At 54.6% G+C, this 24,894-nt stretch carries 23 protein-coding genes and 1 tRNA gene; 11 read left to right on the forward strand and 13 right to left on the reverse strand.

Annotation, left to right across the window (positions count from 1 at the left end; translation table 11 throughout):
• Window positions 1–3: 3 nt before the first annotated feature.
• A tRNA-Val gene (locus Q334_RS0109420) sits at window positions 4–79 on the forward strand.
• 89 nt (window positions 80–168) lie between these two features.
• A complete protein-coding gene (locus Q334_RS0109425) occupies window positions 169–639 on the forward strand; it encodes a GNAT family N-acetyltransferase (RefSeq protein ID WP_027312994.1) in 471 nt (156 codons plus the stop codon).
• Between the two features lie 78 nt (window positions 640–717).
• On the opposite strand, the gene Q334_RS0109430 is transcribed toward Q334_RS0109425, so the two are convergent.
• A complete protein-coding gene (locus Q334_RS0109430; RefSeq protein WP_081414410.1) occupies window positions 718–1,989 on the reverse strand; it encodes a D-serine ammonia-lyase in 1,272 nt (423 codons plus the stop codon).
• A 97-nt stretch (window positions 1,990–2,086) separates the two neighbouring features.
• Here Q334_RS0109430 and Q334_RS18630 point away from each other — a divergent pair, with 97 nt between their 5' ends.
• Window positions 2,087–3,070, forward strand: a complete 984-nt coding sequence (locus Q334_RS18630; RefSeq protein WP_051527677.1) for a LysR substrate-binding domain-containing protein — start codon at window positions 2,087–2,089, stop codon at window positions 3,068–3,070.
• On the opposite strand, the gene Q334_RS19990 is transcribed toward Q334_RS18630, so the two are convergent.
• Both Q334_RS19990 and Q334_RS0109445 read right to left on the reverse strand, forming a co-directional pair.
• Window positions 3,003–4,766, reverse strand: coding sequence for a LuxQ periplasmic sensor domain-containing protein (locus Q334_RS19990; RefSeq protein WP_051527678.1), 1,764 nt, complete (start codon window positions 4,764–4,766; stop codon window positions 3,003–3,005). The two genes, Q334_RS18630 and Q334_RS19990, sit on opposite strands and share 68 nt — an antisense overlap.
• Window positions 4,763–5,899 carry a substrate-binding domain-containing protein gene (locus Q334_RS0109445; protein ID WP_051527679.1) on the reverse strand — a complete coding sequence of 379 codons (1,137 nt, stop codon included), beginning with the start codon at window positions 5,897–5,899 and terminating at the stop codon, window positions 4,763–4,765. The genes Q334_RS19990 and Q334_RS0109445 overlap by 4 nt, the downstream gene beginning before the upstream one ends.
• 219 nt (window positions 5,900–6,118) lie before the next feature.
• Between Q334_RS0109445 and Q334_RS0109450 the strand changes: the two genes are divergently transcribed.
• From Q334_RS0109450 to Q334_RS18645, 5 genes are all read left to right on the forward strand, one after another.
• Complete coding sequence (locus tag Q334_RS0109450) at window positions 6,119–7,144, forward strand: coiled-coil domain-containing protein (protein WP_027312997.1); 1,026 nt, start codon at window positions 6,119–6,121, stop codon at window positions 7,142–7,144.
• A gap of 4 nt (window positions 7,145–7,148) precedes the next feature.
• The gene (gene thpR / locus Q334_RS19995; protein ID WP_051527680.1) at window positions 7,149–7,706 is read left to right on the forward strand and encodes an RNA 2',3'-cyclic phosphodiesterase; all 558 of its coding nucleotides are present in this window, start codon (window positions 7,149–7,151) and stop codon (window positions 7,704–7,706) included.
• 48 nt (window positions 7,707–7,754) lie between these two features.
• Window positions 7,755–9,074, forward strand: coding sequence for a prephenate-dependent tRNA uridine(34) hydroxylase TrhP (trhP, locus tag Q334_RS0109460; protein ID WP_027312998.1), 1,320 nt, complete (start codon window positions 7,755–7,757; stop codon window positions 9,072–9,074).
• Window positions 9,075–9,204: 130 nt separating this feature from the next.
• Window positions 9,205–10,845 (forward strand): methyl-accepting chemotaxis protein, encoded by a 1,641-nt coding sequence (locus tag Q334_RS0109465; protein WP_027312999.1) that lies wholly within the window; start codon window positions 9,205–9,207, stop codon window positions 10,843–10,845.
• A 20-nt stretch (window positions 10,846–10,865) separates the two neighbouring features.
• Complete coding sequence (locus Q334_RS18645; protein ID WP_051527681.1) at window positions 10,866–11,759, forward strand: prenyltransferase; 894 nt, start codon at window positions 10,866–10,868, stop codon at window positions 11,757–11,759.
• Here the strand turns inward: Q334_RS18645 and Q334_RS0109475 are convergent.
• Window positions 11,756–12,271, reverse strand: a complete 516-nt coding sequence (locus Q334_RS0109475; RefSeq protein ID WP_027313000.1) for a CBS domain-containing protein — start codon at window positions 12,269–12,271, stop codon at window positions 11,756–11,758. The genes Q334_RS18645 and Q334_RS0109475 overlap by 4 nt on opposite strands.
• A gap of 280 nt (window positions 12,272–12,551) precedes the next feature.
• Here Q334_RS0109475 and Q334_RS0109480 point away from each other — a divergent pair, with 280 nt between their 5' ends.
• Window positions 12,552–14,069, forward strand: coding sequence for a fumarate hydratase (locus tag Q334_RS0109480; RefSeq protein ID WP_027313001.1), 1,518 nt, complete (start codon window positions 12,552–12,554; stop codon window positions 14,067–14,069).
• An 81-nt stretch (window positions 14,070–14,150) separates the two neighbouring features.
• Here Q334_RS0109480 and Q334_RS0109485 read toward each other — a convergent pair whose 3' ends face one another.
• The 6 genes from Q334_RS0109485 to Q334_RS0109510 all read right to left on the reverse strand — a co-directional run bounded on the left by Q334_RS0109485 (window position 14,151) and on the right by Q334_RS0109510 (window position 21,341).
• Window positions 14,151–15,467 carry an RsmB/NOP family class I SAM-dependent RNA methyltransferase gene (locus tag Q334_RS0109485; protein ID WP_081414412.1) on the reverse strand — a complete coding sequence of 439 codons (1,317 nt, stop codon included), beginning with the start codon at window positions 15,465–15,467 and terminating at the stop codon, window positions 14,151–14,153.
• A gap of 13 nt (window positions 15,468–15,480) precedes the next feature.
• Window positions 15,481–16,128 carry a 7-cyano-7-deazaguanine/7-aminomethyl-7-deazaguanine transporter gene (locus Q334_RS0109490; RefSeq protein WP_027313003.1) on the reverse strand — a complete coding sequence of 216 codons (648 nt, stop codon included), beginning with the start codon at window positions 16,126–16,128 and terminating at the stop codon, window positions 15,481–15,483.
• Between the two features lie 140 nt (window positions 16,129–16,268).
• Entirely contained in the window at window positions 16,269–17,423 is a 1,155-nt protein-coding gene (locus Q334_RS18650; protein ID WP_051527682.1) for a DUF1513 domain-containing protein, read from the reverse strand.
• A 1-nt stretch (window position 17,424) separates the two neighbouring features.
• Window positions 17,425–18,534, reverse strand: coding sequence for an imelysin family protein (locus Q334_RS0109500; protein ID WP_027313004.1), 1,110 nt, complete (start codon window positions 18,532–18,534; stop codon window positions 17,425–17,427).
• Entirely contained in the window at window positions 18,531–19,958 is a 1,428-nt protein-coding gene (locus Q334_RS0109505) for a di-heme oxidoreductase family protein (protein WP_051527683.1), read from the reverse strand. Before Q334_RS0109505 ends, Q334_RS0109500 begins: the two co-directional genes overlap by 4 nt.
• Before the next feature lie 102 nt (window positions 19,959–20,060).
• On the reverse strand, window positions 20,061–21,341 hold the full coding sequence (locus Q334_RS0109510; RefSeq protein WP_035461284.1) for an imelysin family protein: 1,281 nt from the start codon (window positions 21,339–21,341) through the stop codon (window positions 20,061–20,063).
• A gap of 182 nt (window positions 21,342–21,523) precedes the next feature.
• Between Q334_RS0109510 and Q334_RS0109515 the strand changes: the two genes are divergently transcribed.
• Window positions 21,524–21,973 (forward strand): flavodoxin domain-containing protein, encoded by a 450-nt coding sequence (locus tag Q334_RS0109515; RefSeq protein ID WP_027313007.1) that lies wholly within the window; start codon window positions 21,524–21,526, stop codon window positions 21,971–21,973.
• Between the two features lie 56 nt (window positions 21,974–22,029).
• Here the strand turns inward: Q334_RS0109515 and nfsA are convergent, their stop codons facing one another.
• The 3 genes from nfsA to Q334_RS0109530 are packed head-to-tail and all read right to left on the reverse strand — an operon-like array spanning window position 22,030 to window position 24,246.
• Window positions 22,030–22,773 carry an oxygen-insensitive NADPH nitroreductase gene (gene nfsA, locus Q334_RS0109520; protein WP_027313008.1) on the reverse strand — a complete coding sequence of 248 codons (744 nt, stop codon included), beginning with the start codon at window positions 22,771–22,773 and terminating at the stop codon, window positions 22,030–22,032.
• Window positions 22,770–23,363 carry an alpha-ketoglutarate-dependent dioxygenase AlkB family protein gene (locus Q334_RS0109525; protein ID WP_027313009.1) on the reverse strand — a complete coding sequence of 198 codons (594 nt, stop codon included), beginning with the start codon at window positions 23,361–23,363 and terminating at the stop codon, window positions 22,770–22,772. The genes nfsA and Q334_RS0109525 overlap by 4 nt, the downstream gene beginning before the upstream one ends.
• Window positions 23,350–24,246 (reverse strand): ribose-phosphate diphosphokinase, encoded by an 897-nt coding sequence (locus Q334_RS0109530; RefSeq protein WP_027313010.1) that lies wholly within the window; start codon window positions 24,244–24,246, stop codon window positions 23,350–23,352. The genes Q334_RS0109525 and Q334_RS0109530 overlap by 14 nt, the downstream gene beginning before the upstream one ends.
• 252 nt (window positions 24,247–24,498) lie before the next feature.
• On the opposite strand from Q334_RS0109530, the gene Q334_RS0109535 reads away from it, so the two are divergent.
• Window positions 24,499–24,831 carry a 4a-hydroxytetrahydrobiopterin dehydratase gene (locus tag Q334_RS0109535; protein WP_027313011.1) on the forward strand — a complete coding sequence of 111 codons (333 nt, stop codon included), beginning with the start codon at window positions 24,499–24,501 and terminating at the stop codon, window positions 24,829–24,831.
• Window positions 24,832–24,894 lie beyond the last annotated feature (63 nt).

The raw sequence follows: 24,894 nt of genomic DNA on the forward strand, positions 1-24,894 counted from the left end.
TGTGGGTGCATAGCTCAGTTGGTAGAGCAACGCCCTTACAAGGCGTGGGTCAGGAGTTCGAGTCTCTTTGCACCCACCATATCGCCTCTCTAAATTTTTCCTTCCGTTATTTCTTTATCTTCGCCTATTCTCCTTATTTGGCTTATTGCTGAATGCTTAGGAGTGCTTGTGCATATTCGTCTGGATGATTTGCGTTCCCCTCAGGTGGTGAGCTTTTTGCAGGCACATCTCCAGGATATGCGTGCCGTTTCTCCGCCGGAGAGCAAGCATGCGTTAGATGTGGAGGCATTACAGCAGCCCGATGTGCAATTTTGGACGCTGTGGATGGGAGAGGATCTGCTCGGTTGCGCTGCCTTAAAGCGTTTATCTGCCCTGGATGCTGAGTTGAAGTCGATGCGCACAAAAGCTCATGCGCGTAAGCAGGGTATTGGTACGCTGATGTTGAATCATGTTTTGGAACAAGCCAGATTGCAGGGCTATCGTCGTATCAGCCTGGAAACCGGCTCCATGCCTTTTTTTGCTCCGGCGCGGCGTTTGTATCAGCGTTTTGGCTTTGTCCCCTGTCCACCTTTTGCCAGTTATCGGCCAGATCCTAATTCGGTATTTATGACGCTCTTGTTGCTTGATGCTGGCGCTTAAAGCGCCGCGGGGTCATCAAGTAAGCATCTTGTTCGTCTCGCCAAGTAAGGCGCCTTCCCTGGCTTTTACCTGCCAATGTTAGTTAGGTAGTTGTAGCCAGGATTGGAATTCGTTCTCTGGCACCAGGCTGCCACCGGTTGTCCAAATTAAGTGAGTAGTCTGCTTAAGTCGTGCGTCTAATCCCTGTTGAGCAAGATACTGCCGTCCCTCGGGGCTGTTGAGTAGTAGCTGCGGGCCGACAAATCCTGCTGCTGCGGAGGGTTCCAGTTGAAGCTGTAGCTGCTGATAGGCGCATTGTAACCACAATAGCAGGCTTGCATCGCTCACAGTCATACAGCCTGATAGCTGTGTTTTGAGCAAAGTTAAGACCAGTTCGGAGGCGGCGGGCACAGCAAGTCCGTCGGCGAGGGTTTGATTATCCAGCCCCCATTGGTACACATCTTGAGGCTGCGGACTGGCCATTGCGGTCAGGATGCAGGGGCTGGCGCAGGGCTCGACAAAAAATAAGTGTACGGCATCCCCCAGGCGACGCTTAAGGCCATAGCCAATGCCACCGGGGGCGCCACCCACTCCACAGGGGAGATAGACCAGTAAAGGATGCTCGCTGTCAATGCGGCGACCTTGCTCGGTAAGGGCCTGGATGACCTGATCTGCTGCCAGTGCATAGCCGCTAAAAAGGCTGCTGGAACGTTCATCGTCAACAAAATAAGTGAAGGGGTCTTGCTCAGCCAGGGCCCGGCCAGCGGCAACCGCGCGGCTGTAGTCACCGCTGTGCTCAATCACCTTGACGCCATGCTGACGTAGGCGCGCTTTTTTCCAGGCTTTGGCCTCTACTGACATGTGGACTTCCGCTTGAAAGCCTAAGAGTGCCGCCATGATGCCAATTGCCATGCCCAGGTTGCCGGTGCTCCCCACGGCAATGCGGTGTTGGGCAAATAGCTGTTTGGCCGCATCACTGAGTAGGGTCAGGCTGTCACTGTTAGCCGAGAGAAGTCCAGCTTGCTGTGCCAGTTGGCTGGCATGTTGCAGCACTTCGTAGAAGCCGCCCCGTGCTTTTACCGAGCCCGCCACCGGCAATAGGTGGTCTGCCTGTAGCCACAGTTGATCTGACTGCAGATCTGGGTAGTAGGGCAGCAGAGCATTCGCACTCAGCAGCGGGGCCTGGATGCGTCCTTTCGTGAAAGCCGGAATCAGGTGGCTTATGGCGGTCGTTAACCACTCTGAGTCTTGTTCGGCCTGCTGGATTTGGGCATCGATCCAGCTTGGGCTAAAAGCGGGTTGATAGTGGGGATTGAGCCAGCACAGGGGCCGATGAGCCTGAGCATGTTGGATTAGTTGTTCTAAATTCATCTTTGGCTTGTCTTGTCTGAATGATGTCACTAATCTAGCCGCTTATACCGTGATAACAAGCTGTAATGGCTTGCATAAAGATTAGCAGGTCTAATCAATGCCTATATTAAACAGTCTATGCTGGAATGCGTTGCGGGTCTTTGAGGCGGCTGCCCGTCTACAAAGCTTTACCAAGGCGGCCGATGAGCTTTGCGTTACCCAGGGAGCGGTCAGTCAACAGATTCGCCAGTTGGAAGAACAGCTGGGAGTGCAGTTGTTTATTCGACAGGGGCGTGGGGTGATGCTGAGTCCGGAAGGGCGCCGCTTGGCCAGTCTCACTTCCCGAGTGGTGGCGGAAATCTCCGATGAGGTGCGGCGTATCCGTCGCCCAGACAGTGATCGCCAACTAGTGGTGAGTTGCTGTCCTTCTTTTGCCATGCAGTGGTTATTGCCACGGTTGGGGCGTTTTTCAGCGTTGTACCCTGATATAGAGGTATCGCTGCGTGCGGAGTTTCATGCGTTGACGCCGCGTGAACTCCTGGCAGAGGGCATTGATTTGGCCATTCGTTACGATCCCTGGGGTTATCCGATAGGGTTTGATGAGGTGCTACTGGAGGAATATTTACTGCCGGTGGTGGCACCTGGGCATCTGGATCAGCAGCAGCTGGCCGACCCGGTTAAAACCCTTAGCAAGCAAGTGTGGTTACTGGATGCGGTCAGTTGGGCCGGGGCAGACGCCCATGATGAATGGCATGCCTGGCTTCATGCGAAAGAGTTGAGCGGCCTGAAGGGGCGGCAGGAGCAGATTTTTAATTTGGCACAGTTGGCCCAGCAGGCAGCAGCGCAGGGGCGGGGGGTAGCGATGGGGCGATTGGCCCTGGTGGCGGATGCCTTGATCGCCGGCCAATTGGATGGCCTCTGGGCGCCGGCGGTTGCTTCGCCAGCGCGCTATGTACTCTTAACCCATGGTGAGCGCCGACGTCAGGCCGGTGTGCAGCAATTTTGCCAGTGGTTAAAGCGTGAGATTGAAGACTTTAAGCGTAGTTGTTCGCGCTTGTTGCCGGATTGGGTAACGGAGCTACCGCAGGCACCGGAATCCTAACTTCTAAGCAGGTGCCCTTGATGCTGGACTCCAGACGGAGGCTGCCGTTGAGGGCATCGACCCGCTCGCGAATGCCGAGTAAGCCATAGCCTTGCTCGGCGGCAGCGACATTAAAGCCTTTACCATTATCTTGTAAGCGCAGTTGTAACTCGTGTTGGTCATTAAAGTGCAGATGGAGCTCGACGCTGCTGGCCTGGGCATGTTTGGCAACATTGTTTAGGGCTTCTTGAATAATGCGATACAGCGCCGTGGTGCTACGCTCATCCAGTTGGTCCAGCTCTTCCTGCTCGGCTAAATCAAAGAAAAACTGCACATTTTTTTGCTGCAGGGTGTCTAGAATCGGCATGTTGACCAGGGCCTCAATCAGGCCAAATTCATCCAGAGGGAGTGGGCGCAGACTACGAATAAGGTTGTAGACGGTGTCGTACATGAGTTTGGAGGTGTTGTAGATGGAGTCGGCACATTGCTGTAGCAAAGAACCTTCCTCGGCCCGGGTCTTGATCAGGTAGGCATCGGAACTGACAGCGGTCAGGCACTGACCCAGTTCATCGTGGAGTTCACTGGCGAGCATTTTGCGTTCTTGTTCCTGCAACATGATCAGCTGTTGGCTCAGCTGTTTGGCGCGCTGGCGGGCCAGGTCGAGGTCTTGGTTCAAGGCGAGCAGGTCAGTTTCACGTTGCTGTAGCTGCACAATTAAGCCCAGGAGGATTTTGCCGAGGCTATCAAATTCACGAATCGGGTGATGAAAGGTTCGCTCGGCATCGGCACTGGGGCGTTCGGCTAAGCGTAGTAATTCTTGTAAAGGCGCCACGCTCAGTTTGGAGGCTAGGACGGCAATCAAAGCGGAGAGCATTAAAATCACTAAAATCGTGCTGAATAAAATGCTGCTGAGATTGGAGCGGAAGGCATCCAGGGAGGCGCTGCTGCGCAGGCTACCAAGGCTGAGCCCCTGATCTTCTCCCTGTAGCAAAATGGGGGTATGGAAAATCAGGCTGCCACCTTGCTCACCCACACGGCCAGAGAGAGGCAGATGCTGACTGAGGCTGTTGACGTAGGGACTATCGTCACTGGTGCTGCTGATTAGCGCCTGACTGTCCTGAAAGAGCGTTAGAGCCAAAGTATCTTCTGTTGCAGTGCCTTTCAGGGTATTGATTAAGACGAAGCTGTCATTCAAGACAATCCCCCCAAGTAATCGCCCCATCACTTGACCGCTGTCTGGATTAATAATGGGTTTGCTGAGCAGTAATCCATGCCAGTTTTGCTCTGGATGGTGAATCAGTTGCCAGCGGTTAGGCAGGTGCTCGCGTAATTGCGGATAGAAGGGGCGCATGTCGTAGAGGGGGGAGCTCAGATCAATCCAGCGCTCTCCTGGCAGGTGCTCAATGATGAGCAGGTCAAACTCCATGCGATATTTTTGATAGTAGAGCTGATCAAGCTCCTGATTACTGACTTGATCGGGTAGCAGGCCTAGGGAGGGTTCCTGACTAAACTGGGTCAGGCGTTGCCCCAAGCGTTCCAGATGCCGATCAAACATATACTGGGACAGAGTGCGAAACTGATGAAAAGCCTTGGCGGATTCATCTTGAATGAGGTTCAGGCCGCTTTGATAGCTTAAGCCGTAAATCAGTGCAGTCGCCAGGCCAGACAGTAACAACAGTGCGACCAGCCAGAAGCTAAATAATGGGTAGCGCTTCATGGCTGTTTCCTTGAATAACGATAGGCCTGATGGCGTAGACGCTGGAGTTCGGTATCAGGAGTTTTGGTGGTGACCAGAACCATGGAGCCAGCAAAAACTTGGGGTACGGCTTCACCGAGTAAATCACTACGAATCGCTTCGGCAATGGCAATGCCGCTGTCATCGTTCATGCGCATCACCGTTACCTGCAAACGGCCAGCCTGTAATTGTTCCAGCTCCAACTCGGTACCGCCCCAGCCGTTCAGGGCGACTTGTTGACTGAGCCCTAGTTCTGCTAGCGCATCGGCAGCACCCAGGGCAAGGTCTGTGGCGCAGGCATAAATGAAAGTGGGTTGGGGGTGCTGGCGCAGCATTTCCAGCGTGCGTGCTTTGGCAGAGTCTCGGCTGGCTTCGGTATAGAACGCAGAGTGTAGTTGGAGTTGACTGTGTTGTTGCAGCTCCTGAATCAGACTGTCCCCTCGTGCCTGACTAACATAACCGGGTTGCCAATAGAGTACGCCATAGCTGCTGTTGGCAGGCAGGGTGCGCTTGAGGTAATCCGCCAGCATGCGACTACCCTGAATGTGATCAAAGCCGACATATAGGAGTGGCGGTGTGCTTTGCCACTCTTTTAATGGGGTAGTGATATTTTGCAGAATCAGCTTGGTACGACCGTGGGTTAGCACCCGTTCGAGCACTTTCTTATGGGGGAGGGTGTCCAGGGTGGTTATCAGGTAGTCCGGTTGCTGCGCGAGTACCTTGGCGATATGTAGCTCCTGAACCCGGGCTTCGTCATCGGGGCGAAGGTTGACGACTTCTAACTGATAAGGGATGCCTAATTCCGCCAAACGTTCTTGCATCGCCTTAATATTGCTTGTCCAGTAGCTGGAGAATTGGTTGCCCGGCTGCACCAGGGTAATGCGTAACGGCGTGGTAGGCGCTGGGGTCAGCGGCTGACCAGGTTCGCTGATACGCTGGCGCATATTTTCGGCCAGTAAGAGCTGCTGGGGGTTGAGACGATAGAATTCATCAAGTGTCCAATAGGAAATGCTCCATTCTTCCAGCGCGGTGACGGAGGGGCTCAGCAACAGCAGAGAGCAGAGAGCAATGACAGAGCGACTCAGGCGGGCGAACACTGATGAGGTGAAGGGCATAACTTCATTCCGTTGACGAATGCCTGGATTCTACCTGCCTTGTGGCTGGGGCCCAAATGTTGCTGGATACTCCCGACTGGGTTGCAGCGTGCAGACAACGAGAAAGCTGCACAAAGCGATTAAAGGGGATAAGCTTGCAAACGCTCAGTTTGTCTTAGGTGTGGTGACGATATGTCGACGCCGAATAGCAGTGATTCATGGTAACGAGCGAGAGGAAGCATGCGTAAAGGTGAGGATTTTGAGTTACCCAGTCTTGGGCCTGCTGATGAGCCACGGCAGCAACTCAGGCGGGATGAGCCTGGCAGTCGCTCTGGGCCCGGTTGGTTACCAGCCATGTTGGTGTTGGCGGTGCTGGCTGCCTATGTGGTGTGGTCAGAACTGCGCTACCAACGGGAGCAAGGGCAGAGCCAGATCGGCTCGGAGCAGGTAGAGCAAACCCAGCGCCGTCTGAGTGAAATAGAGGCGTTGTTATCCGCCACTCAGGTGACCAGTAGTGAGTCAGGGCAGCAGCTACAAAGTACCCTGGGACAAATTAAGCTTGGCCAGCAGTACATTAGTGAACAACAGCAGCAAATGTTGACGCAGCAACAGGAGTGGCAAGGGCAAATTGATAAGCGCTTGCTCGATTTCGATAAGGTGCTGAAAGAGCAGGCGCAGTTAACGGATGAGCTTCGGTTGAGTTTGAGTGCACTGTCTGATCGTTTAGGGTTGCAGCAACAGCAGTTGCAAAAGCAAAGCGATCAGCTGCTGACGTTACAGAAACAGCAGGATCAACAACAGAGCGCGTCCTTAGCTTTACAAGCTGAATTGGAGAGCGCAAAAGGGGAGAGTCAACAATTAGCTGTAGAACAACAGCGTTTGGCCAGTACTTTGGATAGCCGCTTGCAGCAATTGCAAAGCAAACCGCCCCAACTGGATGAGCAAGCGCTACAGGGGCTGCGTCAGAGCTTGGCGCAGTTGGAGCAAAAGTTGACCCAATTGGCGCAGACTCAACAGCAGGCCCAGGCGGAACTAGGCCAATGGCAAGAGCGTCTCGCCAAACAGGACAAGCGTATTCAGGATACGGAACGCTTGGCGAAACAAAATCAGACCGCAGCTAAAGGGGGTAGTGTCAGTGACCTGAAGGTGGCGGAGTTGGAAGAGCGCCTGTACCTCAGTGAGGAGGCCATTCGTGCCATTGATGCCTTCCGTCTACAGGTAAGTCAGCGTCTTGCTACCCTGGAAGATCGGCTGAAACGTAAATAAGGCAATGAGCGTTCAGCGTATTTTTATCGCTCTCCCTGTCCCGCCAGAGCTAGGGCAGCTCTGGCTTTCTCAGGTGCCAGAAGTCTTGGAGGGGGTAGGGGCGCTCAATCTACAACCATTAGCGAATTTGCATCTTACCCTGGCGTTTTTAGGGGATTGGCCGCTGACGCAGCAGCAGGTGTTGCAGCAGAGTCTGGCGCAGGTGTGTCGGCAACACTCCCCTTTCACGCTGACAGTGAGTCAGCTAGGGGGCTGGCAGTTGTCTGCCAAGCGGGAGCTATGGGTGGCCTGGCCTGAGCGAAGCCTTCCTTTGCTAAACCTGCAACAGCAGCTCAATCAGTCGTGTCAGCAGCTTGGCTGGGTCGCCTCGTCGCAAACCTATCGACCCCATATCACCTTGGCACGCTATCGTGGTCAGGCGCACTCTGAAGTAGAGAAACCCTTGGCTGCTGCGAGCTGGCGAGTAGATCAAGTGATTATTTATCGTAGTGATCTAGGTCAACAAAACTCCATTTATACTCCGCTGGCGTCCCTGCCTTTGGCTGGAAAGGCTTTAGAATAGCCGCCCCCGTGGCCGCTGTATGAGCCCTTGTTAGTCTAGGTTGTGGTTATGTTTGTCCCTGAACTTCTTTCTCCTGCTGGTACCCTGAAAAACCTGCGTTATGCCTTTGCCTATGGTGCCGATGCGGTCTATGCCGGGCAACCGCGCTATAGCCTGAGGGTGCGCAATAACGACTTTAATTTGGCGCACCTGCGTGAAGGGATTGAAATTGCCCGCCAGCAAGGAAAGCGGCTTTACGTTGCCAGCAATATTGCTCCCCATAATGCCAAGTTAAAAACCTATCTGACGGATATGGAACCCGTGATTGAGATGCAGCCTGATGCGCTGATCATGTCCGATCCCGGATTGATTATGATGGTGCGTGAGCGTTGGCCTGAGCAGCCAATTCACCTGTCAGTGCAGATGAATACGCTGAACTGGGCAGCGGTGAAGTTTTGGCAGCAACAAGGGATTGAGCGGGTGATTTTGTCACGCGAGCTGTCCTTGGAAGAGGTGGCTGAAATCCGTGAACGGGTGCCAGAAATGGAGCTGGAGGTATTCGTTCATGGTGCCCTCTGCATTGCCTATTCGGGGCGTTGTTTGCTGTCTGGCTATATCAATCACCGTGACCCTAATCAGGGTACCTGCACCAATGCTTGTCGTTGGCAATACCAAGCCCATGCGGCGACGGAAGATGAAAAGGGCGAACTTATCCCGTTACAACAAGTGCAGCAGTGGCAGCCCTCTGATGCAGAGCCCGCGGGTTACTTGTTGCAGGAGGCCACCCGTCCAGGAGAATACATGCCCGCCTATGAGGATGAGCATGGTACCTACATCATGAACTCCAAGGACTTGCGTGCGGTACAGCATGTGCCAGAGTTTGTGCGAATGGGGATTCACTCGCTGAAAATCGAAGGGCGTACCAAATCGCATTATTACGTGGCCCGTACTGCTCAAGTGTATCGTCAGGCGATTGATGATGCGGTGGCAGGCAAGCCCTTTAATCGTGGCCTGATGGATGTGTTGGAGAACCTGGCTAATCGTGGTTATACCGAAGGCTTTTATCGTCGTCATGTGCATGACGAATATCAGAATTATCTGACGGGGAACTCCGTGGGGGTGCATCAACAATTTGTTGGTGAGGTGCTGGAGGCTGATTTATCTCAAGGTTGGTTGGACATTGAGGTGAAAAATCGCTTTGCCGTGGGAGACGACTTGGAATTCATGACTCCTGCAGGTAATTGCAGATTCAGGTTGCAGCATTTGCTTGATCGCAATATGCAGGCAACCCAGGTAGCGCCGGGTTCCGGGCATAGAGTGCGCATCTACGCAGACTTGCCTGATACCTTACCTTGGCAGTATGGACTGCTAATGCGTCAGCTGCGTTAATAGGCCAAAAAACTGGCGTAATAGTTTGATTTTGCGAATGAAAGTTCACATGGAAGTGACAGAAATCATCGCTATACTCAGCCTTAGCGCATGTGATGAGTCCAAACAACGATAATTCTAAGGAATGCCTATGACCTCCTTACTCCAACGCTTCACCTTGGCTGCCCGCATTTGGTCGATTATAGGCTTGGCTGTGCTGGCCCTGATTGCCAATACCTTCTTCACCTATAACGATATGTACAGTGCGATTTTGCACGGACGTAAGCAATCAGTTGACTTCATGCTACAGGCCAGTACGACCATCTTGAATCACTATGCCAAGCAGGAAAAGTCAGGAGCCATGAGTAAAGAACAAGCGCAGAAGGCCGCCGTAGATGCCTTGGCGCAGTTACGCTTTGATGATGGCAATTACATTTTTGTTTATTTGAAAGACGGCACCCTGGTAGCTAACCCGACAGCAACCCCTGACAAAATTGGCACTAATTTGATTGGGGTGAAGGACTCTAATGGCGTTGAGGTGATTAAAGAGCTGATCAATCGCTCCCTCAATGCTCCCCGTGGTGAACTGGAATATTTATGGCCAAGAGTGAAAGGGGGAGAGCCACTGCCTAAATTAGGGATTTCTGCTCATTTTGCTGACTGGCAGTGGATGTATGGCTCAGGCATTTATATCGACGACTTGAACGCACAAGTCATTGGTCAAATAAAACTCAATTTAATTGAAAGCGCGGTGATTATTTTAGCGTTAGTGCTAATTGGTGGTGTGGTGGTAAGTAGTATCCGCCAACCCGTACAGCAGGCTGTGAAGGCAATGCAGGAACTGGCTGAAGGAGATGGTGACCTGAGCAAGAAGTTACCAGTGGAAGGTAACCATGAATTGGCCCAATTGGCCCAAGCTTTTAATAAGTTTGCCGGTGGTATTGGTCAGGTGATTAGTGATATCAGCCAGATCTCAGCGCAGTTGGGAGTCTCCTCTGCCAAATTGCGTGATGTGACTCACCATGCCGATGGCAGCATTCGCCGACAATCACAGGAGGCAGATAATCTGGCCTCGGCGATGCATCAAATGGTAGCAACCTCACAGGAGGTGGCACGCCATGCGGAAGAAACCTCCGCAGCCACCAATGAAGCGGATAACTTAACCAACTCCAGTCATCAGGTAGTGGAAAGTATTGTCGCTAATGTGCGCGAGCTGGCACAGGAAATCGATGCCATCAGTGCCACCATTACCCGCGTAGCGGATGCCAGTACCAATATCGATAAGGTATTGGAGGTCATCCGTGGTATTGCCGAACAAACGAACTTGCTGGCTCTTAACGCGGCAATTGAAGCAGCGCGGGCAGGGGAAGCCGGCCGGGGTTTTGCTGTAGTCGCGGATGAGGTCCGTACTCTGGCACAGCGTACCCAGGATTCTACCGCTGAGATTCGCGGCATTATGGAAAGCCTGCAAAGTGGCTCGAAAGAAGCGGCAACGGCGATGCAGCGTGGGGTAGAGCAGGCCAAGCAAACGGCAGAGTCCTCTACTAAAGCGGAGGGCGCCTTACAGGCGATGGCTGATGCGATTGCCCGTATCCGCGATATGAGTGCGCAAATTGCGACTGCGGCAGAAGAGCAAAGCAGTACCGCAGAAAGCGTTAATATCAGTGTTTCCACTATTAACGATGCTTCTTCACAGGTGGCTGATACTTCCAGCCAAACTGCACAGGCAGCCGATTCGGTGGCCGATGCGGTACAACAACTGGAACGTTTGGTGAACCGTTTTAAGGTGTAAACCCGACCTAAAGGTTTGAGATGGATCTACAACCTAAATCCTTTTTAGGGGCGTTACGCCCCTTTTCTTTTGTGGTGATTATCCTCAGTGTGGGCTTGGCTCTGGTGTGGGTGGCGGACCAGCAGGGTTGGAGTTGGCAGATGTTATGGGTGTGGCTGGCGGCTGCGCTGATACAGGCAGGGGTAAACCTGATAAACGATTATGGTGATCGTCAGCAATTAGGATTATTACCCGATAGCCCGGCACGACAACGCAAACTAGCCTCAGTGCGTCAGCATCTTTATGCAGGTGGGGTGGCGTTATTGCTGGCGGTCTTGTTGGGCTTATACCTTGCCTGGTACTCCGGCTGGAGTCTGTTATGGCTGGGAGCACTCGGCTTGCTCGGTTGTTGGGGGTATACCCAGGAGCCCATTAACTACAAGAGGCGGGGCTGGGGGGCAGTGCTGGCGGGTTTGATGATGGGCAGCCTGATGAGCTGGGGCAGTGTCAAAGCACTGACGGGGCAGTGGCAAGCGGGGGTATGGTGGTGGTCTGCTCCCTTAGCGTTGTTGATTGGCTGGTTATTGCTCGCTAATGAAATTCGTGACCTTGAACAGGACCGCCAACGCCATCTTTATACTCTAAGTGTTCGGTTAGGATTAGTGCGTGCGCGGCGCTGGTATCTGGGGCTACCTTGGCTGGTGGTGATGCTGATGTTATTGCTGTTGCTGTTGCTGGGGAGCTTGCCGCTATGGGGCTGGCTCCTGGCGGCGGCCTGGTTAGGCGGGAATGTATATTGGCATCAGCATCAAAGCCGGATTTGGTTGATGGCAGCTCCAGGACAGCGTCAGGGGCTGATGCCCCTGAGCGGTAGGCTACTGGCCCTATTGGGTGGCAGCTATTTGCTGATCTTGCTGAATATTGAGCTTAACTAATCATCGCTCTGTGCCATCAGGCGTAGTAGATCCAGGCTGGAGATCACCCCTACTACCTTTTGTTCATCGGTCACAAAGAGGCGATGAATTTGATGCTCGACCATCAAGGCCGCTACCTGGGGAAGGGGGGTCTGTACATCGGCGGCAATCAATGCCGGAGTCATAATCTGATTGACGGTGCAATTCTGGCTGGCGTGCTGGCTCAGCTCACGCAGGGCGGACTCAGGCAGGGGATGGCCGAGCATTTCCTGATAGACCGTCTCGGCAATCATTTTCAATTTAGTATGTTCCGGTAGCTGTTCAAACTGAATGATGTCGGACAGGCTGACCACGCCCACTAAACTGTGATCGGCGGCTATTACCGGGGCACCGGAAATCCGATTACGTAAAAAGAATTCTGTGAGGCGTTTAATCGACCAGCCCTCGTAGGCGCAGAGCACCTGAGGGGTCATCACCTGGGCGGCGGCAAGATGGGAGAAGTGCGGTTGCTGGAGTTGTGTTTGGCTGCTCATGGGGAGGCTCCTCTGTCACTCGCCTTCAGTCTGGCGCAGAGGATGTATAAGCGGTGATGACGTGGGTCAATTAATAGTCTCAATTTATTAACCCTAGAAGGGTAGATAGTTTGTTTGCGGTTTTGGGTGTCTGTCAGAAGGCTAGTCTAATAGTCTTAAGGCCGCTTAACCGCTCCAGTACGCTGGGCTTTAGTGTATACTCTTGGCTCCTATCCCAAGCGCAGTGACCGGCCGATGATGAGCGGCGCAGCCTGCCTAAATATGAGAGGACACCCCGAGCATGACCGTGATTCGCCAGGACGACCTCATTGCGAGCGTTGCCGATGCACTTCAGTTCATCTCTTATTACCACCCCAAAGATTTCATCGATGCCATGCATCAAGCCTACCTGCGTGAGCAGAACCAGGCCGCCAAAGATGCCATTGCGCAGATTTTGATTAACTCCCGTATGTGCGCCCAGGGTCACCGCCCTATTTGTCAGGACACCGGCATTGTCACCGTCTTTATCAAGATCGGTATGAACGTGCGTTGGGAGTCTGAGCTCAGCGTGGAGGAGATGATCAATGAAGGGGTGCGCCGTGCTTACACCCACCCTGATAACGTACTCCGTGCTTCTATTCTGGCTGATCCGGCGGGTGCACGTAAAAACACCAAGGACAACACCCCCGCGGTGATCCACATGCAGGTGGTGCCGGGGGATAAGGTTGAAGTCGAGGTGGCAGCCAAGGGCGGCGGTTCGGAAAACAAGTCCAAGATGGCGATGCTGAATCCCTCTGACTCCATCGTTGATTGGGTGCTGAAAACCGTGCCTACCATGGGAGCTGGCTGGTGTCCTCCCGGTATGCTGGGACTAGGTATTGGTGGCACTGCTGAGAAAGCGGCGGTATTGGCCAAAGAAGCGCTGATGGAGCCGATCGATATCCAAGAACTGATTGCCCGTGGTCCGCAGAACCGCATCGAAGAACTGCGTCTGGAGCTGTACGAGAAGGTAAACCAACTGGGTATCGGCGCTCAGGGGCTGGGTGGCCTGTCCACGGTGCTGGATATCAAGATTAAGGATTACCCCACGCATGCCGCCTCTTTGCCGGTGGTGATGATTCCTAACTGTGCGGCGACCCGCCATGCGCACTTTGTGCTGGATGGAAGCGGCCCGGCATTGCAGACTCCTCCTAGCCTGGATGATTGGCCTGATATCACCTGGGAAGTCGGGGAGAGCGTACGCCGGGTGAATCTCGACAGTGTCACCCCTGCGGAGGTAGCCACCTGGAAACCCGGTGAGACTATTCTGCTGTCTGGCAAAATGCTGACCGGTCGTGATGCTGCCCACAAGCGTATGGTGGATATGCTGGCCAAAGGTGAGCCGTTGCCGGTGGATCTGAAAGGGCGCTTTATTTATTACGTTGGCCCGGTTGATCCGGTGCGTGATGAAGTGGTGGGCCCAGCGGGTCCGACCACAGCGACCCGAATGGATAAGTTTACCCGCACCATTCTTGAGCAAACCGGCTTATTGGGCATGATCGGTAAATCAGAGCGTGGTCCTATTGCGATCGAAGCGATCAAGGATAACAAGGCGGTTTACCTGATGGCGGTAGGTGGAGCGGCGTATCTGGTATCCAAGGCGATTACCGCAGCCAAGGTGTTGGCTTTCCCTGAACTGGGAATGGAAGCCATCTATGAGTTTGAAGTGAAGGACATGCCGGTGACTGTCGCGGTAGATGCGCAAGGCACCTCTGTGCATATCACTGGCCCCGCCGAGTGGAAGCACAAGATTGAAGAGCTGGCGATCAAAGTGATCTAAGCGATTCAGTTCGTCCGATAGTAACAAGCCCCGGTTGATCCGGGGCTTGTCGTTTAAGCCAGAGAGATAGATCAATCGGGCTTAGGCAATACGTTTTAATATGGCGACAAAGAAACCATCGGTATGGTGAATTTGCGGCAGTAGCAGTAAGCCTGGATCGCTGCTGGATAAGGGAATGTTTAGCTCATCCAGTCGCTGTTGTATGGGCACTTGCTGGAAGTGCGGGTGGGCCTGTAAGAAGGCATCAATCTGTGCTTGGTTTTCCTCTACCAGCACACTGCAGGTGGAGTAAACCAGTTCGGCACCGACCTTCACTAATTTTGCCGCCTGGCTGAGAATGCTGGCCTGGGTTTGGCACAGCCGCGGGAGATGATCCGGTTGAATCCGCCACTTCAAATCCGGGTTGCGTCTCAGGGTGCCGGTACCTGAGCAGGGGGCGTCCACCAGAACCACGTCGGCTTTGTCCCGCAGACGCTTGACGGCGGTGTCCTGCTCATTTTTGATCAATACCGGCTGCACATTGCTCAGACCTGAACGCTGTAAGCGTGGTTTGAGGTTGTTGAGGCGGCGCGGCTCAATATCCATGGCAATCAAACGGCCCTTGGATTGCATCAAAGCGCCCAGTAACAGTGTCTTGCCACCGGCGCCGGCACAGAAGTCCACTACCGTCATGCCAGCTTGAGGACGACAGAGTAAGGCGAGCAACTGGCTGCCTTCGTCCTGCACTTCAATCTTGCCCTGTTTGAATAATTCCAGCTCATGCACGGCCAGGTGAGGCTCGCTGCGAATGCCTATGGGGGAGTAGGGCGTCGCTTGGGCTTTCACCGGTACCTGGTGTAAAGACTTAACCAGTGCATCCCGCTCCTGTTGAAATAGCGGGTTGAGGCGCAAGTCTAGGCTGGGGCGCTGCTGACAACTTTGGCCAAATGCATGCCAGTTTACCTGGGGTTGATGTTGCAGGCGTTGCCACAGCCACTCAGGCAAGGCGGCCTGCTGGTGGGCCGCCAGCTTTTGTGGAGCAGCCAAGCGTTGTAGTTCATGGGGTTTTAAGCGCTGCTGCCAGGCCTCCGGTAGGGCCTGCTGCTGTTGCAGGTAGGCCAGTACTAATAGGCGGGTATTGGCATCGGGGTAGCTGGCCTGCAAGCGCAAGCCGCTGCGCAGGACGCCATAGCAGGTTTCGGCTAACCAGGTGCGCATTGCCCCCTTGGCTTGGTGTTGGCGCAAAAACTGGCTAATCACCACATCGGCAGGGCGCTGCATCTGCCAAAGCTGCTCCAGTAACTCCGTGGCGAGCTGCAGCCACTGCCAGGGGTAACCCTGGGAGCTGGGTTGGCGTGCGCGAGAGGAGTGGGCGCGAGGCGGTTGCGCGCGGGAGCCGGAGCGGGGACGAGGGGGCATAGTGTGATTCTCTTTAAGCCTGCTGGGGTGTCAGGGCGGCAGGTTGTAACCAACGCTGCAGGCGGCCTAGCACCAAGGCGTATAAGGGTAATGAAAAAGCGACGCTGATCAAGAGTTTAAAACCGTAGTCGGCCCAGGCAATTTCGACCCAGTGCTGACGCATAAACTCATCGCTGGAACCAGCGAAGGCCAAGCCGAAGAAAGCAAAGGTATCAACCAGGTTACCCAGCAGGGTGGAACACAGCGGTGCAACCCACCAGAGGCTGATTTGACGCAGGCGGTTAAACACACTGATATCCAGGAGCTGACCCAGTAAGTAAGCGGCAAAGCTGGCGGCGGCAATGCGGGCAACAAAGGTATTTAGCTCCTGCAGAGACTGCCAACCCTGCCATTGTCCCTGGAAGAACAGCACGGAGACCAGGTAGGACACCAGCAGAGCCGGTAGCATCACGCGCCAGATCACTTGGCGAGCCAAGTCGGCACCGAGCAAGCGTACGCTCAAGTCAGTGGCAATAAAAATCAGTGGAAAACTAAAGGCGCCCCAGGTGGTGTGGAAGCCAAAAATATTGATTGGCAGCTGCACCAGGTAGTTAGAGGCGGTAATGATGGCGATATGAAAGAGCACCAGGGTGCTTAGTACGGACGAACGGATAGGATTCATATTGAACTCCTTTTTGATGGCCGGGGTAAGGGAACCCGGAAGGGCGGCTAATATAGCGAAAAGTGATGGGATTGCCTACCAAAATTGACTCTTTGGTCGAGTTATTCCCCTGCTACTCGGTTGGGGGAGGCTCTATGCGGTCAGAACAGGCTCAGCATATGGTTATCCCAATGACCCTGGCGGCTGAGGCTGCCTGGTAAGGGTTGCCAGCTTTGCTCTTCTGGGCTGTAGCTGTGGATGCCACCTGCACCTGAACTAAGCAGAAAGCTAGCCTCGATGCTATCTGCCGCCAAGCCGCAGCCATCGGTGAGGCTGATCGGCTGATGCCATTGTTGTTGGGTGAGATGGTAGAAGTAAATCCGATGCCCCCGGGGAGCCGAGCAAGCCAGCCACTGGCCACTGCTGTCCCAGCATACGCTGCCCAGATAATTTTGATGTCGGTTAGCCGCTTCCGGCAAGGGCAGCAGTTGCAGGGTAGGTTGTCCCGGCTGATGTAATGCCAGTAAGGGAACTTCACTAGTGTTCTCACCCTGATACTGCATGATGCAGGCTACTTGACCGTGTTGGTTAATGGCGAGGTGGCGCAGGGAAAGTAGGTGTAACTCCTCGGGCAATAACAGGCGTTGTTGGAGATAACCGCTATCGGCAGCTAAATAGCTGAGATTGGCCGCCATGCTGGCAAGGTTGAGGGGGGTACGACCTTCCTCCGGATGGGTTTCGATTCCCCCATTGGCGACGACTAAGCAACCAGAGGGGTGCAGGGCGATTTCATGGGGGCCCAGACCACCGCTGTCCCAGCTGGCCTGACGTAGCAGCCGTTGTTGTTGCCAGCGCCAGACGCCGATTTGGCCACGGCCGCTGAGTTGCTTGACGCCATGCTCGTTGATCTGACTGCCATAGTGATTCTCACTGGTGAACAGGGTCTGGCCATCCTGACTCCAACAGCCATGGCCGTAAAAGTGTTGCTGAGGACCAGTGTGGAGTTGTTGCAGTGCCTGGCCTCGTTGCAGATCCACCAGGATGGCGAAGGTGCCGGGGCGGCGCGCAAAGACTACCAAATGACGGCCATCCGGGTGTAGGCAGCAACCGTGGGCACGACCCGGTAAGGGTAGCTTGAAACCTGCCTCACCCATTTCATCCAGTCCTGCTAGCCAGCTGTTGCCTGCCTCATCCACCATAGCGGACACCAGTACGATGGGGCTGTTGTTGGCCTGGAGTTGCAGGGGCAGGGCAAGCAGCGTGGTTGCGCTGACTATCCCCGCCAGTAATTGGCGTCGTTGCGAGTCTACCTTCATGTTAATCCCCGTCACGGCTGTTAAAGCCGAGGATGATGCCCAGGGCAGCGCTAACGTATTCGGCTAGTTGGTTTTGCAGCGACTCAAGGTTGGCACTGAGCATCAGCAACTGGGCACGTCCCTGTCGATCCTGCAATAGGGTTGCAAAGGGGAGAGTCAGACTATCGACTTGCTGTCTGATCAATTGCAGCTGACTGCTGACCAGCAACGCCAGCTCCACATCGCCACCTGGACCGTAGAGCAGGCTGGCGATGCCTTGTTGTTGATTACCCCAGAGAGCTTCCAGAAGTTGCAGGTTGGCTGTCAGCATGTTTAGCGACGCTTGACTGCGCCAGGCTTCAGCGCGGCTCAGGCGTGCCCGCTCGGCACTGGAGCCCAGTGGCTGCGCGAGTTTGAGCTGGTACATCACCTGTACGCTCTCATGCAGACTTTTCACCAGTAGACGAATGCCGAGAGCCGAGTCTTGCTGCCAGCGCGCTAAGTAGGCTGGCCACTCTGTCAGCAGTGCTTGACTGATGTTGAGGGTATTGTGGCTGATGGCCAGGCCAAGTTGGCAGGCATAGCTGTTGGGAGTGAGGGCGGGATCAGCAAAAGCCAGACGCTCCAGTGCGCTTAAGCCACTGACTGCCACGCTAGCCTCGGCAAAGTAGTCAGGTTGCAGTGCTGCAGGGTCTTCATTGTTTAGTAGGCTGCGCAGTTGGCGGCTGGCAATGTCTTTTTTATCAGGCCAAAAGTAGAGGGCTGTATAGCGATGCTGGTGTTCCACTGGCCCCCAGTTAATGGCTTGTAAATAGCCCCAGGCTTGCAGGCTAAGGCGCAGATCCTGCTGCAGTTGGCTGAGGCTTTGTTGTCCGGCACAGAAGGCCTGCCAGCTCTGCTGCAGGATGTGATTGCGTTGGGCGAGCTGGCGATAACCAGGTAATAAGACCTGTTCTGCCAGGATAAGACTCTGGCGTTGCTGTTGCTCGATAGACGGTATGGCCTGGGCGTGCAGACTGGCCAAGCTTAGCAAGCAGAGTAGCCCTAACGGCAAGGGGCGGTAAGTGCCAAGAAGGCGTTTGGCAAGCTGGCTAATTCTCCCCAGGGCGGTAAAAGCAATCGTCATCATCATAGAGACTCCAAAAACAGGTGCAGGGCTTGGCGTTGTGCGCTAGAGAGGTGTCGATAAGCCTGTTGAGCTTGGCGGGCTTCGCCGTCATGCCAAAGGATGGCTTCTGCCAGAGTACGGGCACGGCCATCATGCAATAAGCCGGTTTGCGGGGTCAGGCGTAAGGCCGCGCCGAGCCCCCATAGAGGAGGGGTGCGCCATTCCTGTCCTAAGGCCTGGTATTCCTGATGGGGGTCAGCAAGGCCTGGGCCCATATCGTGCAGCAACAAATCGGTGTAGGGATAAATAGTCTGTTGCAGTAAGGCAGGATCATCGCTGAGCAGGGTGGGTGTGCTGCTGGTTTGCCACTGCGGGCGATGGCATTGCTGACAACCTAACTGATGAAAAACTTGCTCACCTGCTTGGCGTTGCTCCCTATCCTGTGGGGCAGATGCTGCCAGGGGGGCTAGATGACGGGTGTAGAAACGTAATAGCTCCGCCTGGACGCTGGATACCTCCAGGTTGTCCTGGGCGACGGTATTGCCGTGGGGCTGCTCCAGGCAGGTTTGTTGTTGGGGGCTGCAGTCCCCTGCAGGATTGGGGTAAAGCGGATTGCTCAGGCCAAGATCACCATTCAGGGCGGCGGCATTTTGATCGAGTAGGCTGGCTTGTCCGGCCTTCCAGCCAAAGCGACCGAGTAGTGTTTGCTGATGGGCGCGGCTCCATACCCAGTTGGGACGGCCAGAAATGCCATCACCATTGCGATCGTCAGGATCTGCTAGAGCGAGGATGTCTTCACTGGCAATGGCCTCCAGCAGACCAAGCCCCTGCATACCAGGGGCAATACGCAGGCTGGTGTGGGGTGGGGAGGCTGGCTGCCCCTGTAGCCAAGTCAGCAAAATCTTGGGTTGCCGCAATGACACCTGGCTACCATCAGCCAGCTCGACGATCTGTTCCTGATAGCGAATGTTGAGCTCTGCTTCTGGCGTGAGTCCCGGCAGTGCCCGGGGTTGTAGTTGATGGCCGTAGAGAGGGTCAGCCTGATTGACCTGCAGACCGGCTTGCATCGCCGCCTGTAGGCTGGCATCTGCGGGTTGGCTAAGGCGGATCAGGCTGCCGGGGCCAAAAGGATGTTCCGTATTAACGGCTTTGCCGCGACCACCTTGCAGATGACAACCATGACAGGAACGGGCATTAAACAGTGGGCCGAGACCATCGCTGGCGGTGGTGGAGGAAGGGGATGCCACCCAGAGTTTTTGAAACAGGCTCTCACCGATACGAAAGTTAAGGCGTGCCTCTAGGCTGAGATTGGTGGAAGGGTGCTGAAAACCGCGTTGATCTAATCCGCCTAAATAGCTGGTATTACCACCGGCTGCGGGCTGTGCGGTGCTGCTTAGGGCAACGAGGCTTAAGCAAAGACTGAGGAGAGTGGCAATCAACGGCATCATGATGGCTAGGGACTCAGCAAGGGTGAGGTCACCCTGCAGTCTTGGCTGGTCAGGCAAGTTGAGAGGAAGTTGGAGAGGGCCGAAACCCTCTCCAAACGGGCGTTATTGGCTAACGGCGCTGAGGTTATCCAGGCTATCAGAGCCTTCAATGCTGATGGCGGCGGCATCCAGCTTGGCGACCAGCTGTTCCAGGGTGCGAGCTTCCTGGGTGAGGGAGTCAACGAAGTTCTGCACAATCTGATTCCCTTCCTGGTTACCTGCGCCGATCAGGACATCGAAGGTATTGCCCTGCTTGGCTTGATCAACCATCGCCTGAGCGGCGCTTTCAGTGGCCTGCAGGCGTTGACGCATAGCAGTATCCAGCTGGGCATCCTTCATCTTCACCAGATCAGCCAGGCTGGGGCCCTGGACGACGTCACCGTTGACGCGCTGATACTGACCCAGGTACACATTCTGGATACCCTTGGCATCATAGTAATGCGACCAGTGGGTGTTGTCGGAGAAGCAGTCATGCTCTTCTTCCGGATCATGCAGCATCAAACCGAGCTTGGTACGTTCACCCGCCAGCTCACCGTAAGCCAGGGAGCCCATGCCGGTCAGCATGGTAGCGAGGCCTTCGGCAGCAGGTTTATTCAGCAGTTCTTGGCGTGCTGCACCTTCAGCTTGCCAATTGGCAACCATCTCTTTTAGGTCATCAATCAGTAGCTCAGTGGCTGCGACCAGGTATTGGCCACGGCGATCACAGTTTCCACCCGTGCAGTTGGCGGTATCGTAGTCTGTGGCGGGACGCTGGCCCGCACCCGGTGAGGTGCCGTTGAGATCCTGGCCCCAGAGGAGAAATTCAATGGCGTGATAGCCGGTGGCAACGTTTGCCTCGACTTCTTCTGCTTCATGCAGCACCTCGGCCAACAGCTTCTTATCAATCGTGCTGGCATCAATGTTTTTGCCATTAATGCTGAGTGTCGGGTTGGCAATGACATTGGCGCTGTAGAGGGGATTCTCATCGGAGCTGTCGCCATAGCTGGCTTGAGCAACATAGTCGATCAGGCCTTCATCCAAGGGCCAGGCATTCACTTTGCCTTCCCACTCATCCACGATAGCGTTGCCAAAGCGGTATACCTCAGTCTGCTGATAGGGTACGCGGGCGGCGATCCAGGCCTCTCTGGCCAATTGCAAGTTTGCTTCCGTGGGCTCAGCAACCAGCTTTTGGACAGCGCTCAGTAGTGTTTCTGCGGTGCTAAGGCTGTCCTGATAGCCAGCTAGGGCGATGTCGGCATAGTGGCTGACAACGGCTTCTGGCTTGACGGAATTGTCAGCCTGTAGCAGGAGAGGGGAGGATGCGGCCAGGGCCACAGCAACGGAAAGCAGACTGGGTTTGAGCATGTTCAACCTCTTGGATTCCTTGATGTGAGCAGGCTCGGCAGTGTAGTACTAATGATAATGATTATCAAACTTTGTATCAGTAATAATACTTTTTGAGTTTTGTGATTGATCTGGATCAAGACTTGGAAAGGTAAAAAGCCGAGGTTAGTCTTGCTAAAAGGCTTTACGCAAAGGGAAAGAACATGGCCAAAGTAGGTATTTGGGTTGGCTCCGTATTCGGCGGGGCAGAGGCGGTCGCGCAACAGGCGTTACAGCGGCTGCAACAAGCTGGGCATCAGGCTCAGTTGATGCCGCTTGAGGCGGATGCCTATCAGCAGGATTGGACTCATGTGCTGGTATGCACCTCAACCACGGGCCAGGGGGATGTGCCCGATCCTTTGAATCTGGTGTATTACCAGCTGCGTGATACGTTGCCGCAGGTGACAGGGCGTTATGCGGATGTGATTGCCCTGGGAGATTCATCCTATGGCGATACCTTTGCAGGTGCAGGACGTAAGTTTATCGAGGTGTTTGCGGAAATGGCGGTACCGGCAGTGCAGGCGGCCCTGATTATCGACGCCTGTGAAGAATCGGACCCAGTCGCCGCCAGTGCAACCTGGTTAGCGCAATATGTGGCGAAGTTATCGGACTAATGCGTACTGTCAGCCAGGGGAGTGACCCTGGCTGCTTTTGTTTGGCTGCCCCCTGCTCAGCGCAAGGCAAAACCTTGGTTGTGTAAAAAGGCCAACATGTGGGGGCGGGCCTCCTTGCCGAGTAGCTGTGCCATCTGCTCACTCCAGCTCATGTCTTTTTTGCCGCCACTGCGCTCGCGGTAATACTGGCGTACTTCGGCATCGTATTGGTGCAGGCGTGGATCTTCCGGCTGCAGAGGCTGGTAGCGCTCTTCCATTAATACCAAGTCAGTGGGTAAGCGTGGACGCAGGCTGGGTGCTTGATCAGGCTTGCCCAAGCACATGGCAAATACTGGGTACACCAAAGATGGCAGAGCCAGCAGCTCAGCGACCTGTTGGGGGGCATTGCGAATGCCACCAATAAAGACCCCGCCATACTGCTCCGACTCAGCAGCCAGCATCACATTCTGGGCAAAGAGCGCGGTATCAACGGTGGCTATCAGCAGGTGCTCGATATAACCCTGGGGCAGGGGTTGGCTCAGTTGCTGTTCGGCCAGGGTGCTGGCCCGCAGCAGATCGGCGCAGAACACCAGTAATAGCGGAGCACTGGCAACATATTCCTGCTGGCCCGCCAGCTCGGCGAGTTGGCAACGGGTTGTGGGGTTACGTACCCGAATGACGCTGGTTGCTTGGATAAAGCTGGAGGTGGAAGCCTGTTGTCCAGCTTGGATCCAGTGCTGTAGTTGCTCATCGCTAATGGCGTCGGGCAGGAATTTGCGCACTGAGGTATGGCGACGCATGAGTTCCTGGGTGGCATTCATGGCAGGTCCTTGTGGTGAGGTGGGCAAATATTGATGTGCCGAAAGGTCAGGTTAATTCGAGGTGCCTGGCAACGACGGCTGGCGGGAAGAGCATGCTGCCAGTGTTGCTGGCTGCCAGGCCGCATAATCAGAAGGCTGCCATCCTCCAGCCAGATTTTACTGTGGCTGCGGCTATGTCCTTGGTGACGAAGGTGGAAGGCACGCATGGCCCCCAGGCTGATGCTGGCAATGGCGGCAGTGCGATCAAGCTCAGGTTCATCATCGGCGTGCCACCCCATCTTATCTTGGCCACTGCGATAGAGGTTGAGTAAAACCGAGTTGAAGGGTTGCTGCAGGTGTGTGCTTAAGTGCTCACGCAGTTGTTGCACCTGGGGGTGCCAGGGGGTTGGCGGCAGCGTCAGCCCTGCGTAGCGATAATGCACATCCCCCATCCAGGCCTGTAGACGGGGGATAGGATGCCAGTGGCCAAATACCTGAATGGAGGGTTGGTTCCAAATCGGCGCCTGGAGTAAAGCTTTTAGCAGGGTTTGGCTTTGCACCGGGCTGAGAAAGCCCGGTTGATAGGCAAAGTCTTGCTCAACCGAGCGCATGGGGTAGCCAGCACTGACGGGTCGCCTCAGCCAGCAGCGGGTAAATATCAATCTGATTACTGGGGTGGGGTAAGGAGTTGCAGGTGATGACTTGGGCCAGGGTGCTGAGTTCGGCATAGGCGTGATCAGCAAAGACACCATGAATACCAATACACAGGGGGCGATGCTGGCTTTGCGCTGGAATTTGCTCCAGTGCACCGAGCATGGTTTTGCCGCTGGAGATAATGTCATCCAGCACCACTGGGCGGTGGTGAGGATAGTCCTGCAAATTGAGCTGAGAAATACGGACATCGCGATCGCCGTAACGATCTTTATGCAGTACTAACCAGGGCATCTGTAGGGGGGTGGCGACCGCTTCGACCCATTGTTGGCTCTCTTGATCGGGTCCGATCAGGATAAAGTCTTGCTGTTGTTGGGCCAGCCAGGCGCTAATGGCCGGGGCAGCGGCAACCGCCTGGGTGCGACATTGATAGATCTCACTTAGACAAGGGTAGCGATGTAAGTGAGGGTCCAGGGTAACCAGATAATCCAAATGGGCAGAGAGCAGGTTGGCAAAACTGCGTGAGGTGACCACCTCACCGGGATTAAAGGCTTGATCCTGACGCATATAACTGAGGTAGGGGGTGATCAAACCTACCTGACGTGCTCCCTGACTGCGGCAATGGGCGGCAAGAAACAGCAGGGGCAGGAGCTTGGCTTCTGGTAAGAATAATGAGCAGAAGAATATAACTTCCTTGCCTGACACCTCCTGGTGTAGGCGTAAATAATGCTCTTGATCAGGAAACTGGCGTTGCTCCAGTTCACCTAGCTCCGCACCCAATAGGTCGGCCAAATGCTTGGCATCGGCTGGGGCTTGACCAATATTGAACAGAATAGCCGTCATCGGCGCATAGCTCCTTGCTCAAGCTTAAATAGCGGTTATTTCAGCATAGTCGGTCAGGATTTGGTACCCGTCTATACAGCCTTCGGATGCTTTACAGTGAAACGCTTTTCGCTTAATCCTCAACGGATGTTGAAAATTTTCATCTTGGGGCTAGGGCTTCGTTTTAATCATGGTTATGATGTGGGCATGCCCTCTTGGGCTGCCCATTTTAGGCATTAGTAATTGATAGGCGATAACAATAAGGAGCCGACCATGTCTTTATGTGAAGCAACCTGCGAAGTGTGCCGTATTGGTGCCCCCCTGGTCACCGCCGAGGAAGCGCAGGAACTGTTAAAAGAAATCCCCGAGTGGCGCTTGATTGAGGTCGAAGGGATTGGCCAGTTGGAGCGTGTGTTTACCTTCAAAAACTTTAAAGAAGCTTTGGCCTTTACCAATCGGGTAGGGGAAATGGCTGAACAAGAAGGGCATCACCCCGGCTTGTTGACCGAGTGGGGTAAGGTGACAGTCACTTGGTGGACCCACAAAATTAACGGCTTGCACAAGAATGATTTCATCTGTGCTGCCAAGACTGACGCTGTGCTCTAAGGCATTTGCGCGTGTGAAAAAAGGCCAAGCAGCTTGTCTGTTTGGCCTTTTTTGTTTGTCCGT

The sequence above is a fragment of the Balneatrix alpica DSM 16621 genome, from assembly GCF_000619885.1.
GTDB lineage: Bacteria > Pseudomonadota > Gammaproteobacteria > Pseudomonadales > Balneatricaceae > Balneatrix > Balneatrix alpica.

What these genes read in the sequence shown, in the direction of transcription:
- Q334_RS18630 (WP_051527677.1), top strand. Translation starts at nt 2,087, where the DNA reads ATGCCTATATTAAACAGTCTATGCTGGAATGCGTTGCGGGTCTTTGAG.
- Q334_RS0109485 (WP_081414412.1), bottom strand. Translation starts at nt 15,467, where the DNA reads ATGCCCCCTCGTCCCCGCTCCGGCTCCCGCGCGCAACCGCCTCGCGCC.
- Q334_RS0109465 (WP_027312999.1), top strand. Translation starts at nt 9,205, where the DNA reads ATGACCTCCTTACTCCAACGCTTCACCTTGGCTGCCCGCATTTGGTCG.
- Q334_RS0109510 (WP_035461284.1), bottom strand. Translation starts at nt 21,341, where the DNA reads ATGCTCAAACCCAGTCTGCTTTCCGTTGCTGTGGCCCTGGCCGCATCC.
- Q334_RS0109500 (WP_027313004.1), bottom strand. Translation starts at nt 18,534, where the DNA reads ATGATGATGACGATTGCTTTTACCGCCCTGGGGAGAATTAGCCAGCTT.
- thpR (WP_051527680.1), top strand. Translation starts at nt 7,149, where the DNA reads ATGAGCGTTCAGCGTATTTTTATCGCTCTCCCTGTCCCGCCAGAGCTA.
- Q334_RS18645 (WP_051527681.1), top strand. Translation starts at nt 10,866, where the DNA reads ATGGATCTACAACCTAAATCCTTTTTAGGGGCGTTACGCCCCTTTTCT.
- Q334_RS0109490 (WP_027313003.1), bottom strand. Translation starts at nt 16,128, where the DNA reads ATGAATCCTATCCGTTCGTCCGTACTAAGCACCCTGGTGCTCTTTCAT.
- Q334_RS0109445 (WP_051527679.1), bottom strand. Translation starts at nt 5,899, where the DNA reads ATGCCCTTCACCTCATCAGTGTTCGCCCGCCTGAGTCGCTCTGTCATT.
- trhP (WP_027312998.1), top strand. Translation starts at nt 7,755, where the DNA reads ATGTTTGTCCCTGAACTTCTTTCTCCTGCTGGTACCCTGAAAAACCTG.
- Q334_RS0109515 (WP_027313007.1), top strand. Translation starts at nt 21,524, where the DNA reads ATGGCCAAAGTAGGTATTTGGGTTGGCTCCGTATTCGGCGGGGCAGAG.
- nfsA (WP_027313008.1), bottom strand. Translation starts at nt 22,773, where the DNA reads ATGAATGCCACCCAGGAACTCATGCGTCGCCATACCTCAGTGCGCAAA.
- Q334_RS18650 (WP_051527682.1), bottom strand. Translation starts at nt 17,423, where the DNA reads ATGAAGGTAGACTCGCAACGACGCCAATTACTGGCGGGGATAGTCAGC.
- Q334_RS0109535 (WP_027313011.1), top strand. Translation starts at nt 24,499, where the DNA reads ATGTCTTTATGTGAAGCAACCTGCGAAGTGTGCCGTATTGGTGCCCCC.
- Q334_RS0109480 (WP_027313001.1), top strand. Translation starts at nt 12,552, where the DNA reads ATGACCGTGATTCGCCAGGACGACCTCATTGCGAGCGTTGCCGATGCA.
- Q334_RS0109430 (WP_081414410.1), bottom strand. Translation starts at nt 1,989, where the DNA reads ATGAATTTAGAACAACTAATCCAACATGCTCAGGCTCATCGGCCCCTG.
- Q334_RS0109475 (WP_027313000.1), bottom strand. Translation starts at nt 12,271, where the DNA reads ATGAGCAGCCAAACACAACTCCAGCAACCGCACTTCTCCCATCTTGCC.
- Q334_RS0109525 (WP_027313009.1), bottom strand. Translation starts at nt 23,363, where the DNA reads ATGCGCTCGGTTGAGCAAGACTTTGCCTATCAACCGGGCTTTCTCAGC.
- Q334_RS0109530 (WP_027313010.1), bottom strand. Translation starts at nt 24,246, where the DNA reads ATGACGGCTATTCTGTTCAATATTGGTCAAGCCCCAGCCGATGCCAAG.
- Q334_RS19990 (WP_051527678.1), bottom strand. Translation starts at nt 4,766, where the DNA reads ATGAAGCGCTACCCATTATTTAGCTTCTGGCTGGTCGCACTGTTGTTA.
- Q334_RS0109505 (WP_051527683.1), bottom strand. Translation starts at nt 19,958, where the DNA reads ATGATGCCGTTGATTGCCACTCTCCTCAGTCTTTGCTTAAGCCTCGTT.
- Q334_RS0109450 (WP_027312997.1), top strand. Translation starts at nt 6,119, where the DNA reads ATGCGTAAAGGTGAGGATTTTGAGTTACCCAGTCTTGGGCCTGCTGAT.